15 protein-coding genes are annotated in these 15,094 nt (G+C 75.2%); 7 read left to right on the top strand and 8 right to left on the bottom strand.

Features of this window, described 5'->3' with window-relative positions:
- Positions 1-88: 88 nt before the first annotated feature.
- The 4 genes from nudC to IEZ00_RS18645 all read right to left on the bottom strand — a co-directional run bounded on the left by nudC (position 89) and on the right by IEZ00_RS18645 (position 5,460).
- A complete protein-coding gene (gene nudC / locus IEZ00_RS18660; protein WP_189224545.1) occupies positions 89-1,048 on the bottom strand; it encodes an NAD(+) diphosphatase in 960 nt (319 codons plus the stop codon).
- Positions 1,045-2,433 (bottom strand): M16 family metallopeptidase, encoded by a 1,389-nt coding sequence (locus IEZ00_RS18655; RefSeq protein ID WP_189224544.1) that lies wholly within the window; start codon positions 2,431-2,433, stop codon positions 1,045-1,047. The genes nudC and IEZ00_RS18655 overlap by 4 nt, the downstream gene beginning before the upstream one ends.
- Positions 2,430-3,737, bottom strand: a complete 1,308-nt coding sequence (locus IEZ00_RS18650; RefSeq protein ID WP_189224543.1) for a M16 family metallopeptidase — start codon at positions 3,735-3,737, stop codon at positions 2,430-2,432. The genes IEZ00_RS18655 and IEZ00_RS18650 overlap by 4 nt, the downstream gene beginning before the upstream one ends.
- Positions 3,738-3,807: 70 nt before the next feature.
- Positions 3,808-5,460, bottom strand: a complete 1,653-nt coding sequence (locus IEZ00_RS18645; protein WP_189224542.1) for a DUF2207 domain-containing protein — start codon at positions 5,458-5,460, stop codon at positions 3,808-3,810.
- A gap of 75 nt (positions 5,461-5,535) precedes the next feature.
- Between IEZ00_RS18645 and IEZ00_RS18640 the strand changes: the two genes are divergently transcribed.
- The gene (locus tag IEZ00_RS18640; protein ID WP_189224541.1) at positions 5,536-6,843 is read left to right on the top strand and encodes a neutral zinc metallopeptidase; all 1,308 of its coding nucleotides are present in this window, start codon (positions 5,536-5,538) and stop codon (positions 6,841-6,843) included.
- 113 nt (positions 6,844-6,956) lie between these two features.
- Entirely contained in the window at positions 6,957-7,868 is a 912-nt protein-coding gene (locus IEZ00_RS18635; RefSeq protein ID WP_189224540.1) for a neutral zinc metallopeptidase, read from the top strand.
- On the opposite strand, the gene IEZ00_RS18630 is transcribed toward IEZ00_RS18635, so the two are convergent.
- Positions 7,838-8,272, bottom strand: coding sequence for a hypothetical protein (locus IEZ00_RS18630; protein ID WP_189224539.1), 435 nt, complete (start codon positions 8,270-8,272; stop codon positions 7,838-7,840). The two genes, IEZ00_RS18635 and IEZ00_RS18630, sit on opposite strands and share 31 nt — an antisense overlap.
- Before the next feature lie 111 nt (positions 8,273-8,383).
- On the opposite strand from IEZ00_RS18630, the gene IEZ00_RS18625 reads away from it, so the two are divergent.
- Both IEZ00_RS18625 and IEZ00_RS18620 read left to right on the top strand, forming a co-directional pair.
- Positions 8,384-9,061, top strand: coding sequence for a response regulator transcription factor (locus tag IEZ00_RS18625; protein ID WP_189224538.1), 678 nt, complete (start codon positions 8,384-8,386; stop codon positions 9,059-9,061).
- Positions 9,058-10,323 (top strand): sensor histidine kinase, encoded by a 1,266-nt coding sequence (locus tag IEZ00_RS18620; RefSeq protein ID WP_189224537.1) that lies wholly within the window; start codon positions 9,058-9,060, stop codon positions 10,321-10,323. The genes IEZ00_RS18625 and IEZ00_RS18620 overlap by 4 nt, the downstream gene beginning before the upstream one ends.
- 7 nt (positions 10,324-10,330) lie before the next feature.
- Here the strand turns inward: IEZ00_RS18620 and IEZ00_RS18615 are convergent, their stop codons facing one another.
- Entirely contained in the window at positions 10,331-11,014 is a 684-nt protein-coding gene (locus IEZ00_RS18615) for a class I SAM-dependent methyltransferase (protein WP_306344682.1), read from the bottom strand.
- A gap of 90 nt (positions 11,015-11,104) precedes the next feature.
- On the opposite strand from IEZ00_RS18615, the gene IEZ00_RS18610 reads away from it, so the two are divergent.
- A complete protein-coding gene (locus IEZ00_RS18610) occupies positions 11,105-11,680 on the top strand; it encodes a helix-turn-helix domain-containing protein (protein WP_229795874.1) in 576 nt (191 codons plus the stop codon).
- Between the two features lie 16 nt (positions 11,681-11,696).
- On the opposite strand, the gene IEZ00_RS18605 is transcribed toward IEZ00_RS18610, so the two are convergent.
- Positions 11,697-12,779: a potassium channel family protein gene (locus IEZ00_RS18605; protein ID WP_189224535.1), complete on the bottom strand. Its 1,083-nt coding sequence runs from the start codon at positions 12,777-12,779 to the stop codon at positions 11,697-11,699.
- Complete coding sequence (locus IEZ00_RS18600) at positions 12,776-14,188, bottom strand: M20/M25/M40 family metallo-hydrolase (RefSeq protein WP_189224534.1); 1,413 nt, start codon at positions 14,186-14,188, stop codon at positions 12,776-12,778. The genes IEZ00_RS18605 and IEZ00_RS18600 overlap by 4 nt, the downstream gene beginning before the upstream one ends.
- Positions 14,189-14,247: 59 nt before the next feature.
- Here IEZ00_RS18600 and IEZ00_RS18595 point away from each other — a divergent pair, with 59 nt between their 5' ends.
- Together IEZ00_RS18595 and IEZ00_RS18590 are read left to right on the top strand one after the other, a co-directional pair.
- Positions 14,248-14,625: a DoxX family protein gene (locus IEZ00_RS18595; protein WP_189224533.1), complete on the top strand. Its 378-nt coding sequence runs from the start codon at positions 14,248-14,250 to the stop codon at positions 14,623-14,625.
- 83 nt (positions 14,626-14,708) lie between these two features.
- The coding region (locus IEZ00_RS18590) for a hypothetical protein (RefSeq protein WP_229795873.1) at positions 14,709-15,094 on the top strand (386 nt) is incomplete at its 3' end.

Genomic DNA, 15,094 nt, shown 5'->3' with positions numbered 1-15,094 from the left:
CCACCGGGTGAACCGCCGGACGTCGGCGAGTACCACCCGGCACCCCGAAGGCTCGGTTCGGGGTGCCGGGACGCTCGACTCGCGCGGGTCAGGCGGTGGCGGCGGCCCAGGAGGTGAGCATCCGGTAGGCGATGGACGAGTTGGGCGGCAGCAGGAGGTCGGGGATGCCGCCGGGGTCGGCCAGCGCCCGCCGGACGTCGGCCCGGTCGACCCACTTGGCCTGGGCGATCTCGCCGTCGGCGGGCCGCAGCGGCTCGGCCGGGTCGGCGACCGCCTCGAACCCGACCATCAGCGAGCGCGGGAACGGCCACGGCTGGCTGCCCAGGTAGTGGATGGCGCCGACCCGCACGCCCACCTCCTCCTCGACCTCCCGCGCCACGCACGACTCCAGCGACTCGCCCGCCTCGACGAACCCGGCCAGCACCGAGTACCGCCCCTCGGGCCAGCCCTCGCCGCGCGCCAGCAGCACCCGGTCCGCGCCGTCGTGCACCAGGCAGATCACCGCCGCGTCGGTGCGCGGGTACTCCTCGCGCCCGCAGTCGGAGCACACCCGCGCCCAGCCCGACTTCACCGGCTCCGTCGTCCCGCCGCACAGCCCGCAGAACTTGGCCGTGCGGTGCCACTGGAACAGCGCGACCGCCGTGGTGAACAGCCCGGCGCCGGTGTCGTCCAGCAGCGCGCCGGTGGTGCGCAGGTCCAGCCACTGCGGCCGGTCGGTCAGCTCCGGCGGCGTCCACGAAGCCGTCCGACCGGGGGGTGCGGCCACGTCGGTCTCGTCGCCCGCCGACGGCACGGCCCAGAAGGCCACGCCGTCCTGCTCGCCGAGCAGCACCGCGTCCGGCGGCGGCCCGTCGCCGAACTCGGTGGCGGGCCGGTCCACCAGCCGGGTGCCCCGCTCCGCCACCAGCGCCCGACCCCACGGGTCGACCTCCACGACGCGCGCCTTGGGCCACAGCTGCGCGATGCGCTCGGCGTCACCGCGCAGCGGCTCCCTGCGGTCGACGGTGAACCGGGACAGCGCGGGCAGCCCCACCAGCTCGAAGCTCACGGCAGCGTCACGTCTCCCAGCGCGCGCAGCTGCGGGGCCAGCACCTCGGCGTCGCCGACCAGCACGCCGGTGAACGCGCTGGGCGCGAAGAACTCCAGCGCCGCCTCGGCGACCTGCTCGGCGGTCACCGCGGCCAGCCGCTCGGGGTGGCCGAGGAACCAGTCGATGTCCAGGCCCAGCCCGAGCAGGTTGACCAGGAACGAGGCCAGCCCGCCCTGCGAGGAGGTGGCGGTCAGCAGCGAGCCGATCGCGTACCGGCGGGCGGTGTCCACCTCGGCCTCGGTCGGCGGCACCAGGCCCAGCCTGCCCAGCTCGTAGCGGGTCTCCAGCAGGGCGGCGGCGGTCACCTCGCTGGCGGTGTCCGCGTCCACCAGCAGCGTGGCGCTGCCCGGCGTGAACTCCGGGTGCGAGCGGGCGCTGTAGGTGTAGCCCTTGTCCTCGCGGATGTTCTCCACCAGCCGGGAGGAGAAGAACCCGCCGAAGACCAGGTTGGCGATCTGCAGCGCCGGGTAGCGCGGGTCGGTGCGGGTCAGCCCCTGGCCCGCCAGCCGGATCTGCGACTGCACCGCGCCGGGGCGGTGCACCAGCAGCACGTCGCCGCCCCTGACCGGGGGCAGCGGGCGCAGCTCGACGGCGGCCCGCTCACCGGTCCACCCGCCGAGCGCGTCCTCCACCGCGCGCACGGCCGCGTCCGGCTCCACGTCGCCGACCACCACGAGCACCGAGCCGCGCGGCAGCACGGCATCGGCGTGCAGCGCCAGCACGTCCTCGCGGGTGACCTCGGCGACCTCGTCGGCCTCGGGCATCTCCTTGGCGAAGGGGTGGTCGCCGTAGAGGTGGCGCTGCAGCGCCTCCCTGGCGATCACGTTGGGCTGCGAGCGGGCCAGCCGGATGCGCTCGACCAGCCGGGCGCGCTCCCGCTCGACCTCGTCGGCCGGGTAGGTCGCGCCGGTCAGCGCGTCGCGCAGCACGTCGAGCACGGTGCCAAGGCCGGAGGCCAGCGCGTTGCCCGACAGCGCCAGCCGCTCGGGGTCGACCACCGCGTCCAGCTCGCCGCCGACCAGCGCCAGCTCGGTGTCCACGTCCACGCGGGAGCGCTTGGCGGTGCCGGTGAGGATGGTGTTGGCCAGCACCTCGGCCCGCGCGGAGTGCCGGGAGCCGGTGGAGCTGTCGGCCGGGTCGGCGAACGGGACGCGCAGCCGCACCTCGACCAGCGGCACCGAGGCGCGCCGCACCGCGACCACCCGCAGGCCGTTGGGCAGCACGGTGTCCAACGAGGACAGCTCCGGCGCGACGCGGTGCTCGCCCAGCTCCGGCAGCGGGCGCGGCCCGAGCTCCGTGCGGCCGATCTGCTCGGCGCTGCGGTGGGACGTCGGGGCGCTCACTCGGAACCTCCAGCGGGCTTGGCGGCGGGCTCGCCCGCGGGCTTGACGGTCAGGACGGCGCGCGAGTCCGGGCGCAGCGCCTTGGCGGCGGCGGCCACCTCGTCGACGGTGATCGCGGCCAGCTTGTCGGGCAGCTCGTAGAGCAGCTCGGCGCGGCCGAACAGCAGCTCGGCCGAGCCCAGGCCCAGGGTGCGGCTGGTCAGCCGGTCGTGCTCGCGGTGCATGGTGGACACCCAGCGCGCGGTGACCTTGGCCAGCTCCTGCTCGGTCGGCCCCTGCTCGGCCAGCCGCTGCAGCTCCTCGTCGATGGCGGTGATGACCTGCTCGGAGGGCACCTCGGGCGGGTGGATGGCGGTGATGTTGAAGGTGTCCGGGTCGCGCGCCTCCAGCGGCCCGAACAGGCCGCAGCCCGCGCCCACGTCGACCACGACGGCGTCGCGGTGCACCAGCCGCTGCTGCAGCCGGGAGCCGTCGCCGTCGGTCAGCACGCCCGCCAGCACCAGGTACGACAGGTACGCCTCGACCTCGCCCACCGGGTCCGGGACGCGGTAGCCCAGCGCGATGGCGGGCATCGGCGCGTGCTTGTCCTCGTGCTCGGAGCGCAGCTCCCCCTTGGGGGCGGGCTCGGCGAACGAGGGCCGCGGCGGCACCGGCCGCGCGGGCACGTCGCCGAAGTGCTTCTCCACCAGCTCGCGGGCCTCGGCGGGGTCGACGTCGCCCGCCACGGTCAGCACCGCGTTGCCGGGTGCGTAGTAGGTGTCGAAGAACGCCGCGCAGTCGTCGACCGTGGCGTTCTCCAGGTCGGTGAAGTCGCCGTAGCCGTTGTGCGCGTTGGGGAAGGTCTGGAACAGCACCTGGGGCAGCAGGATCCAGGGGAAGCCGCCGTAGGGCCGGTTCAGCACGTTGAGGCGGATCTCCTCCTTCACCACGTCGATCTGGTTGCGCAGGTTCTCCTCGGTCAGCTTGGGAGCCCGCATCCGGTCCGCTTCCAGGAACAGCGCCCGCTCCAGCGCCGCGGAGGGCAGCACCTGGTAGTAGTCGGTGTAGTCCGGGTGGGTGGACCCGTTGAACGTGCCGCCGGAGGACTGGACGTGGCGGAAGTGCGCCAGCTTCTCCAGGCTCTCGCTGCCCTGGAACATCAGGTGCTCGAACAGGTGCGCGAACCCGGTCCGCCCCTCCGGCTCGGAGCGGAATCCGACGTCGTAGTGCACGCTCACCCCGATCACCGGGGCGCTGGGGTCAGGGGCGAGCACCACCCGCAGACCGTTGGGAAGCGTGAACCTGTGCAGCTCGGGTAGCGCCATGCGGGCAGCCTACGGGTTCCGCGCCGGTCCGCGCTGGCGGTGGACCCGCCCGGCGGACCCGTGGCCGATCTCAGTCGCGCAGCGACCTCAGGTGGCCCGCCTGGGCCAGCATCCCGCCCACCGCGCCGAGGAAGGTCGGGAACCGCCGCGCGAACCGGCCCAGGTCACCGGTCCGCTCGGCCTCGCCGTACCAGTACAGACCCGGCCGCGCCGAGGCGAAGGCGGCCAGCCAGCGGTCGGTCTGGCCGAGCACCACCGCGTAGGGCAGCGACCGGGAGAAGACCATCTCGCGGTCGCCCTCCGGGATGTCCTCGGGCGTGGCGGCGTGCAGGTAGCCGCGCAGGCCGCGCACGTGCTCCAGCAGCGCGCTGCCCCGCTTGGTGCGGGCGGGCATCCACCGCGCGCCCAGCGCCAGCGCCGCACCGGCCACCGCGACCACCAGCCCGAACAGCGCCGGGCCGCGGACCGCCACCAGCAGCGCGGTCAGCGCCGCGCCAAGGCAGGCCAGCGCCACCCCGACCCACCACCACAGGCTGCGCTCGGCGTCGGGCCTGCGGGCGAACCAGTTCTTGGCGACCACGTCGGCGTACAGCGCGTCGCGCACCCGCGACAGGTCGACCCGGCGGCCGCGCAGCTCCGACAGCAGCACGGCGTCCGCGCCGGGGGGCAGCAGCGCGTCGTAGACCGCGCGCTCGTAGGCCGACAGCGAGTCGTCGGCGGGGTTGCGGCGGACGAAGCGCCAGTCCAGCTCGCCCACCTCCTCGACCCACAGGTAGTTGCGCACCGCGAGGTCGACGATCGTGGCGGTCACGTCCACCACGTCCACGTGCTCGTCCACCACGGTGCCCACCTGGCCGGGCAGCACGCCGTCCGGGGAGGCGAACGCCACCCGGCCGGACGGGTCGGTGACCAGCACGTTCACCGGCACCACGTCGCCCGCCACGGCACGCGCGTCACGCCCGCGCAGCGACCACAGCAGCACCGCGCCGCCGAGCAGCAGCACCACCAGCGCGGCCAGGCCCGCGCCGGTCGCCGGGGTCAGCGCGAACGCCGCGGCCAGCCAGGAGACCTCCTCGACGCGCGCGTTGGGCGGGGCGGCGCCGTCCTGCAGGCCCACCGCCACGTCCACCCGCTCGCCCGCGGCCAGGCCGATCTCGGTGGCCCGCACGCCGCGGCCGTCGCCGAGGTCGGCGGTGGTGCACGGCTTGTTCGTGCCGGGCGGGCCCGCCAGGCAGTTCACCGACTTGGCGGCGTCGGGGGTGATCACCGAGACCTCGACCGAGTCGATCGCGGTGTCCCAGCCGCCTGCGGGCTGCCAGCGCAGCTCCAGCGCGTCGCCGATCTTGGCCACCGCGCCGACCACCTGGTAGGTGACCGTGGCGGTGCCCGCCTCCAGCGCGACCACCAGCTCGTCGGGCGAGGCGGTGGCGCTGCCCCGGCCGCTCACCGCCGGGGAGCGGACCTCGAAGACGCGGTCGCGGTCGTCGCCCACGGCGATGCGCAGCGGCACCGAGCGGCGGGCGGTGCGGCCCTCGGGGACGGTGATCGTCTCGGTGACGCTGAGCACGCCGTCGCGCTCCAGCTTGAGCCGGACGTCGGCGGCCACCTCGCCCGGCAGGCCCGACGGGCTGCTGGGCTGGGCCGAGGCGGCGGGGGAAGCGGTGAGGGGGGCCGCGCACAGCGCCACGGCGCAGGCGACCGCCGCTCCCCTAATTCTCGACACGGCCGCGGAGGATAGCGGAGTCGGCCTATGCTTCAGTGCTGATTCGGGCATCCGCGACCTGGGGGACCACCAGCGATGACGCAACCACCGACGCCGGGTGGCTGGCCGCCGCCACGACCGGTCGGGCCACCTCCGGTGTCCGCGCCGCTGCACCCCCAGCAGGCGTCCCCCGCCCAGTTCCAGCCCCACCAGCAGCCCCACCAGCAACCCGGTCAGCAGCCCTGGCCGCCGCAAGCCCCGCAGCAGACCGCGCAGCAGCCCTGGCCGCAGCAGCAGCCCCCGCAGCAGCAGTGGCCCCCACCGCCCCCCGTCGCGCCCCAGCCGCCACCCGCGCACTGGGGGCCGCCGCCCGCCGCGCCCGGCTGGGGGCCGCCGGGGTTCCAGCCCTACCCCCTGCTGCCGCGCAGGCGGAACAACGGGCCGCTGGTGGCGGGCGTGATCATCGGCGTGGTGGTGCTGGGCATCGCCGCGATCGGCGTGATCACCGCGGCCACCGCGACCAAGCGGATCAACGACTCCGCGTACTCCGGCTACTCGTCCTACAGCTACAGCCCCCCGCCGACCACCACCAGCCGGACGACGACCACCACGACCAGCCGCAGCGCCGAGCGCCCCAGCAGCTCCCCGCCCACCAGCACCAGCACCTCCGCGCGGCCCAGCCCCCGGTCGGTGATCGCCCTGGGCGACAACCCCATCCACGCCGCGGGCCTGGGCGCGTTCGACATCCAGGGCTGCCCGCTGCCCGGCATGGACTACACCCCCTCGGGCCAGGACCGGTTCCTGCGCGCGGCGCTGCCGTGCATCGAGCGGATGTGGCAGCCCTCGCTGGAGCGGGCCAACCTGCCCTACCAGCCGGTCGAGCTGGTCATGGTGACCTCGCAGATCACCAACCCGTGCGGCTCGATGGGCCCGGACCGCACCGCGATGTACTGCGACGGCACCATCTACTGGACGCCCGAGCACTACGCCCGCGAGCAGGGGGCGGCCAACCCCAACCACCCCGGCAAGTACCTCGGGCAGCTGGCCCACGAGTACGGCCACCACGTCCAGTGGCTGTCGGGCATCCTGCGGGCCACCGGCCAGGCCCAGTACGACAAGGGCGGCTGGGACACCCCCGAGGGCCTGGACATCAACCGCCGCAAGGAGTTGCAGGCGACCTGCTTCGGCGGCATGACGCTGGCGCCGCTGTCGCACGGCGCGGTGCCCTCGGACGTGATCTCGGTGGCGCTGATGGACGCGGGCAACCGCGGCGACTACCCGCAGTACCCCACCCGCGACCACGGCGCGCCCGAGCGCAACGCCGCCTGGGTCAACCACGGTTTCAAGACCAACGAGACCAGCGCGTGCAACACTTGGCTGGCCAGCGCGGCCGACGTCAGCTGAGCGGTGTTTCAACAGGACTGAGAAGCGGGAACCCCCGGCAGGCCCGCGCGCACGGAGTCACCGACACCCGGTCGCGGCCACACCAGGACACGACCCAGCCCACCGGGAGGAACGTGCACACGCCCGAGGCGCCCAAGAACAACCCGGTCGTGCTCGTCGCCGTGTTCACCGCGGTCGCGCTGTCCGTGCTGAGCCTGGGCCTGGTCGACCAGGTCGACGCGGGCCGCCGGGTGGCGGGCCGGGCGGTGCCCGCCGCGAGCGCGCCGGTCCAGACGGGCGAGATCAGGGCGGCCGAGGCCCAGCGCCCCCGCGCGGTGCACCGGCTGGCCGACCACCCGCTGCTCACCTCGGGCGCGCGGCTGGCGCCGGTGACGTGCGCGCTGCCCGAGTTCGGCACCTCGGACGCGCAGCTGGCGGCCTACTACCGGGCCGGGGCCGCGTGCCTGGACCAGGCGTGGGAACCGGTGCTGGCGGTCGGGAACCTGCCGTTCGAGCCGCCCACCCTGGACACCTCCCCGGAGCTGGGCCCCGGCCCGTGCGGGGTCGCGCCCGCGCAGAGCGAGGCGGTGGCCTACTACTGCGGTCGCAACCGCACCATCTACATGCCGACCTCGCGGCTGCGCGACAACGGCGGCGGCCACCGGCCGGAGTCCCACCTGGCGACCCTGGCGCACGAGTACGGCCACCACGTGCAGTCGGTGTCCGGGATGCTGCGCGCGGCCGACACCCGCATCCTCGACGCGGGCGAGCAGACCCCCGCCGGGCTGGAGATGTCGCGGCGGGTCGAGCTGCAGGCCAACTGCTTCGCCGGGCTGTTCCTGGCCGCCGCGGCCGGGCGGGGCTCGATCACCAGGGCCCTGGCCGAGAACGCCGCGGCGGACTTCCGCTACGCGGTGGAGGAGGCGCCGGAGAAGAACGCCCACGGGTCGCCCCGCAACCAGGAGAAGTGGGCGGGCAGCGGCTTCTCGGACGGCACCACGGCCTCCTGCAACACCTACGCGGCCACCGTGGAAGCCGTGCGCTGACGCCGCAGGAGCAGGTAGGTGTAGAGGCCGCCCGCCAGGCCGCTCAGGCACATGAGCATCGCCGTGAGCCTGGTCCCGAACGGCAGGTCGTCGGACATGGTGCCCGCCGCCTGCACCAGGAACTCGCCGCTGGTGTCGGCGGGCACGACGACCTCCACCACCTCGTTCACCGAGTGCCCGCAGCCGTCCAGCCGGGCCCGCCTGGTCTGCTCGCCCACCTTGAGCTCCACCCGGTCGTAGGCGTCGCCGCCGCCGCACGAGGCGGGCTCGACCACGGTCGCGGTCGCCCGCTGCGCCGGGGCGGGCGCGGGCGGCCACCACAGCGCGACCGCCGCCCCGACCGCCGCCAGCGCCACGACCAGCGCGATCAGGGCCCACCGCACGGGAGCTGCGCCAACCGCCACAGCGTGGATGGTGACAGACGGCGGCCGGGGTTGTCGTGCCGGCCTGAGCGAACCCCGAAGGACCGCGCCGAGGACCGGGACGGGCCGCCGGAGCGGCCCCAGAATGGGCGGGTGCCGACTGCTGCCAGGGTGCTGGTGATCGAGGACGCGGAGGCGATCGCCGCCGCGGTGGGCTCCGCGCTGCGGGAGGCGGGCTACCGGGTCCTGCTCCGCCCGGACGGCCGCGACCTGGAGGCCGAGCTGGTCCGGTTCCGCCCGGACCTGGTGGTGCTGGACGTGATGCTGCCAGGCCGGGATGGGTTCGCGCTGCTGGAGGTGGTCCGGCGGGCCTGCGACGCGGGCGTGGTGATGCTGACCGCGCGCGACGGCGTGGCCGACCGGCTGCGCGGGCTGGACCGGGGCGCGGACGACTACCTGGGCAAGCCGTTCGCGCTGGCCGAGCTGGTGGCGCGGGTGAGCGCGGTGCTGCGCAGGCTGGGGCGGACGCCGTCCACGGTGCGGGTCGGCGACCTGGTGGTGGACGCGGACTCGGCGGTGGTGCTGCGCGGCGGCGTGCCGGTCGAGCTGACCGCGACCGAGCTGCGACTGCTGCGCTACCTGGCCTCGCAGCGCGGCCGGGTGGTCGGCAAGGCGCGCATCCTCACCGCGGTGTGGGGCTACGAGGACTACGACCCGAACCTGGTGGAGGTGCACGTCAGCGCGCTGCGCCGGAAGCTGGAGGAGCACGGGCCCCGGCTGCTGCACACCGTGCGCGGGCTGGGCTACGTGCTGCGGGCGGAGGACGCGTGAGGCTGCGCACGGTCTCGCTGCGCCGCCGGGTCACCCTGGCCGCGCTGGGCGTGGTGGCGGCGGTGCTGGTCGGGCTGGTGATCGGGGTGGACGCGCTGTTCGCCACCCAGTCGCAGCACGACCTGGACCAGGTGATGGCGGAGAAGGCCAGGGTGGCGCAGCAGCTGGCCAAGCAGCGCGTGCGCGGCCAGGAGCTGGTCAACCGGCTGGAGAACCGCGGTGTGCGGGTGCGCCTGGTGACGGCGGACGGGCAGAGCTACGGGCGCGCGCCGGAGGGGACGCGGCGGGAGGTCGCCCAGGAGCTGCCGAACGGCGCGGTGATCACCTTCTACGGCGACACCTCCGTGCTCACCGAGGCCCAGTCCCGGCTGCGGCGGCTGCTGCTGCTGACCGCGCTGGCGGCCCTGGTGGTGACGGCTTTGGCGCTGGTCGGCGTGGTGCGGCGGGCGCTGGCCCCGCTGGACGAGATGACCGGCCTGGCCCGGTCGATCGCCGCGGGCGGGCGCGGCGCGCGGCTGGCCCCGGCGCGCACCGACACCGAGCTGGGGCGCACCGCGGCGGCGTTCGACGACATGCTGGACTCGCTGGAGGGCTCGGAGGCGCGCACCCGGCGGTTCGTCGCCGACGCCGCGCACGAGCTGCGCACGCCCGTGGCCGGTGTGCGGGCGGTGGCCGAGGCGCTGGTGCACAGCTCCGGGGTCGAGGAGCGGGAGCGGCTGAACCTGCTGCTGGTGCGGGAGGCGCGGCGGGCCGGGCGGCTGGTGGACGACCTGCTCGACCTGGCCAGGATAGACGCCGGGCTGCGGCTGCGGCGGGAGCCGGTCGACCTGCTGGAGCTGGCCGAGGCGGAGGCGGCCCGGACCCGCGTGCTGGCCCCCTGGCTGGACGTCGCGGTCTCCGGGACGCCCGCGGTGGTGTCGGGCGACCCGGAGCGGCTGGCGCAGGTGCTGGCCAACCTGTGCGACAACGCGCGGCAGGCGGTGGGCCCGTCCGGGCGGGTCCGGCTGACCACGTCGACCTCGGCGACCTCGGCCGTGCTGGTGGTGACCGACGACGGGCCGGGGGTGCCCGAGGCCGAGCGGGAGCGGGTCTTCGACCGGCTGGTGCGGTTGGACGAGGCGCGCGACCGGCGGCGCGGCGGCGCGGGGCTGGGGCTGTCGATCGCGCGCGGGGTGGTGCGGGCGCACGGCGGCGAGCTGTCCTGCGTGCCGCCGGACGACGGGCGGGGCGCGGCGTTCCGGGTGGTGCTCCCGCCCGCCTGAGTCGGGGTCACGCGGGCAGGCGGCGCAGCGCGAGGACGTTGTCGACCAGCACGCCGGTCTGCCCGTCGGGGCCGGTGCCCTGCCTGCGCGGCGAGCCCATGCGCTCGGTGCGCCACCGGGCGTCGTCCAGGCCGATGCCTGCCAGCGTCTCCTCCGGCGTGGGGAAGCGCACGTCCAGGTTCGGCGACCACGGGGGCGGCGCGCCGTGGTCGACGACCAGCAGCAGGCCCCCCGGCCGCACCGCGTCCGCCGCCCGGCGCAGCGCCTCGGCTCGGGGGAAGTCCACCGGCGACTGCAGGTACTGCGCGGACACCAGGTCGAAGGCGCCCTGGGGAAAGGTGTGCGCCAGGTCGTGGCGCTCGAAGCGGATCTCCACGCCCGCTTCGGCGGCGTGGGCCTCGGCCCGCGCCAGCGCGGTGGCGGAGACGTCGACCGCGGTGACCCGCCAGCCCCGGCGGGCCAGCCACACCGCGTCGCCGCCCTCGCCGCAGCCCAGGTCCAGCGCCGCACCGGTGGGCAGCCCGTCGGCCACGTCGGTCAGCACCGGGTTGGCCCGGCCGCTCCACAGCCGCCGCCGGGTGTTGTAGTGCGCTTCCCAGTACTGCTCCGACTCGCTCAGGCCGTGCCTGCGGTCGCCCATGACGCGCTCGCAGTTCTCCGCTTCGGCCTGCGCCGAGAAGATCTCGTGCATCGGTCCTCCCTGGTCATCGGTGCTGCCCCGATGCTGCGCCGGAGTTCGCGGGGTTGACAAGAAATGTTGCCGAGGTGGCAACATGGAGGGGTGACCGAGGAAGCGAACCCCGTCCTGGACGCGGTGGGCCCCCGGCTGCGGGCGCTGCGCCGCAAGCGGGAGCTGACCCTGGCCGAGCTGTCCGCCGCCACCGGCGTCTCGGTGAGCACCCTGTCCCGCCTGGAGTCCGGCGAGCGGCGGCCGACCCTGGAGCTGCTGCTGCCGCTCGCGCGGGTGCACCAGGTGACGCTGGACGAGCTGGTGGGGGCCCCGGAGACGGGCGACCCGCGCGTCCACGCCCGCCCCATGGTCCGCAACGGCGTCACCTACCTGCCGCTGACCCGGCGGCCCGGCGGGGTGCAGGCGTACAAGATGATCTACCCGCCGGGCACGCCCAGCCGGGAACCCGAGCAGAAGGTGCACGAGGGGCACGAGTGGTTCTACGTGCTGTCCGGGCGGCTGCGACTGCTGCTCGGACAGCACGACGTGATGCTGGGCCCCGGCGAGGCGGCCGAGTTCGACACCCGCACGCCGCACTGGTTCGGCAACCCCGGACCGGGACCGCTGGAGATCCTGAGCCTGTTCGGCCCGCAGGGCGAGCGGCAGCACGTCCGCGCCAGGGCCTGAACGCTCGGTTCGCGGGTCAGTCCTTGGACTCCCTGGAGTCCTTGGGCGGGGTCACCTTCTTGACGTAGAGCAGGCGGTCGCCCGCCTCCACCGCGTCGGCCTCGGGGGCGTCCACCCGGTACAGCACGCCGTCGCGCACCACGCCCAGCACGATGTCGGGCAGGTGCCGGGGCGAGCCGCCCACCTCGGAGCGCTCCACGTCGCGCTCGGCGATGGCCAGGCCCGAGTCGGGGGTGAGCAGGTCCTCCACCATGTTCACCACGGTCGGCGTGGCGGTGGCCATGCCCAGCAGGCGGCCCGCCGTCTCGCTGGAGACCACCACCGAGTCCGCGCCGGACTGGCGCAGCAGGTGCTCGTTCTCGCGCTCCCGCACCGACGCCACGATCTGCGCCTTGGGCGCCAGCTCGCGCGCGGTCAGCGTGACCAGCACGGCCGTGTCGTCGCGGTTGGCCGCCACGACCACCGCGCGGGCGCGCGGCACGCCCGCCACCCGCAGCACGTCGTTGCTGGTGCCGGTGCCGTGCACGGTGACCAGCCCGATCGCGGACGCGGCGTCCAGGGACTCCTGGGAGGTGTCCACCACGACCACCGAGCCGGGGTCGACCCCGTCGCCGAGCAGCGCGCTGACCGCGGAGCGGCCCTTGGTGCCGTACCCGATGACGACCACGTGGTCCCGCACCTTGGTCCTCCACTTCTGGATGCGCAGCGCCTGCCGGGAGCGCTCGGTGAGCACTTCGAGGGTCGTGCCGACCAGGACGATCAGGAACAGCACCCGCAGCGGGGTGATCACCAGCACGTTCACCAGCCTGGCCGAGGAGCTGGCGGGGGTGATGTCGCCGTAGCCCGTGGTCGACAGGGACACGGTGGCGTAGTAGACCGCGTCCAGCAGCGACAGGCCGTCGTTGTTGACGTCGCGGTAGCCGTCGCGGTCGAGGTAGACGATGAGCACGGCGGCGACCAGCGCCGTGGTCGCCCCGATGACCCGCTTGAGGATGGCCCGGACGGGGCTCTGCACCGTGTCGGGCATCCGGATGACGCCGACCAGCGAGTGCCCCGGCCGCTCGGTGAGCGTCTCGCCGGGGTGGTTCTTCCGGATCATCGCAGCCTCTCGGGCAGCAGCCGCCACAGCCGCGCCGCGGCCTCGGCCCCGCGCAGCAGCAGGGGCACCACGACGCGCTCGTTGGGCGCGTGGATGCGGTCGTCCGGCAGCGTCGCGCCGAGGTAGACCACCGGGACGCCGAGCCAGCCGTGCAGCAGCGCCGCCGGGCCGGAGCCGCCGGTGCGGCTGTAGCGGACCGGCTGGTCGAACGCGGCTTCCAGGGCGTCGCGGACCGCGCCGACCGCCGGGTGGGACACGTCCACCGCGTAGGGCGGGGCGCCGTCGCCCGCGGCGATCACCTCGGACCGCACGCCGTCGGGGGTGTGCGCGGCGACGAACTCGCGCAGCGCGTCGGCGATCCGCTCGGGGTCCTGGTCGGGCACCAGGCGGAAGGACAGCTTCACCGACGCGCTCGCGGGCACGATGGTCTTCAGGCCCGGCCCGGTGTAGCCGCCGAAGATGCCGTTGACCTCGGCGGTCGGCCGCACCCACACCCGTTCCAGGGTGGACCAGCCCGCCTCGCCCGCGAGCACCTGCGCGCCGCCGGAGTTGGCCAGCCACACCGCCTCGTCGAAGGGCAGCGCGGCGTAGTCGGCGCGCTCCCGCTCGGTCGGCTCGACCACGTCGGCGTAGAAGTCGCGCAACCGGACGCGGCCCTCGTCGTCGTGCAGCGCGGCCACCAGCCGGGCCAGCGCGGTGGCCGGGTTGGGCACGCTGCCGCCCGCGCGGCCGGAGTGCACGTCGGAGCCGCCGCCGGTGAACACCACCTCGGCGCCGTAGACGCCGCGCTGCCCGGTGCACACGGTCGGCGCGTCGCGCGAGTACAGCGGCGTGTCGCTGAACACCACCAGGTCGCACGCCAGCTCGTCGCGGTGCTCGTCGAGCAGCTTGGTGATGTGCGGGGAGCCGGACTCCTCCTCGCCCTCGACGAACAGCTTGATGGTCACCGCGGGCGCGCTCGCGCCGGTCGCCGCCAGGTGCGCCTTGACGCCCAGCAGGTGCATGGCGACCTGGCCCTTGTCGTCGCTGGCGCCTCGGCCGAACAGCTCCTCGCCGACCAGGGCGGGCTCGAACGGCGGGTGCCGCCACAGCTCCACCGGGTCGACCGGCTGCACGTCGTGGTGGCCGTAGACCAGCACGGTCGGCGCGTCCGGGTCGGCGGCGGGCCAGCAGGCGTAGACCGCGGGCAGCGCGGGGCCGGAGTCCCAGACGCGCACGTCGGGCCAGCCGTCGGCGCGCAGGGTGTCGGCCAGCCAGCGCGCGGACCTGGCCACGTCGCCGTGGTGGGCCGGGTCGGCGCCGATGGACGGGATGGTCAGCCAGTCGCGCAGGCCCGCCACGAAGTCGTCGGCCAGCGCGGCGACCGCCGTCCGCTCGGGACGGTCGGGATGTTCGGGATCACCGCTCACGGTGCGCGAGGATAGCCCTGGGGGCGTGCGGGCGGCGGGGGCATGACAGGGTGGGTCGCATGCAACCCACTCGGTCCCGCGCCCCGGCGGCCCTCGCGCTGGCCGGGTTGCTCGGCGTGGCGGGCGTGACGCACTTCGCCAGGCCGAGGCCGTACGACTCGATCGTGCCGCGGTCGCTGCCGGGCGGGCCCCGCGCCTGGACCTACGCGTCGGGGGCGGCGGAGCTGGCGCTGGCCGCCGCGGTGGTCGCGCCGCGCACGCGCGGGCTGGGCGGGCTGCTGGCGGCCTGGTTCTTCGTGGCCGTCTTCCCGGCGAACGTGAAGATGGCGCGCGACTTCCGCCACAAGTCGGCCAAGGCGCGGGCGATCGCGTACGGCAGGCTGCCGCTGCAGGTTCCGCTGGTCCTGTGGGCGCTGAGGGTCCGCCGCGACGCCTGACCGATGACGCTGCGCGCCGGGGTGAACACCCTGCGCGAACCTAACACTGTTGTTGACCCCACAACCAGCTCTAGGATGCCCGAGTGCAACCGCTCCTCCACCACGCCGCGACGGCACTGGGCTGGCAGGGCATCGTCGTCCCCGACGTCGCCGTGCTGGGCCACCAGGTCTCCGCGGTCGTGCGGGTCCGCACCGACGTGCACGAGTGGCGCAGCGCGAACGGCTGGCCCCCGCACGCGGACCCGTCCTGGTTCCGCTCGTGGTTCGAGCCGAACGCGCACGACCGGCTGCCGGTGGCCGCGGTCGACCTGGTCGGCGTGCTGGTCGGCGAGTCGACGGTGGACCGGGCGCTGCAGTCGTGCGGGACGCTGATGACGCTGGCCCCGTGCTCGGTGGTGCTGCCCGCGCCGCAGGGCTCGTCGTGGCCGCTGATCGAGCTGGACTACTACGGCATCGGCGTGGTGTCGGT

Origin of the sequence: Saccharothrix coeruleofusca (assembly GCF_014648515.1) — a bacterium.
Taxonomy (GTDB): domain Bacteria; phylum Actinomycetota; class Actinomycetes; order Mycobacteriales; family Pseudonocardiaceae; genus Actinosynnema; species Actinosynnema coeruleofuscum.
This window is presented reverse-complemented; position numbering and strand designations above follow the sequence as displayed.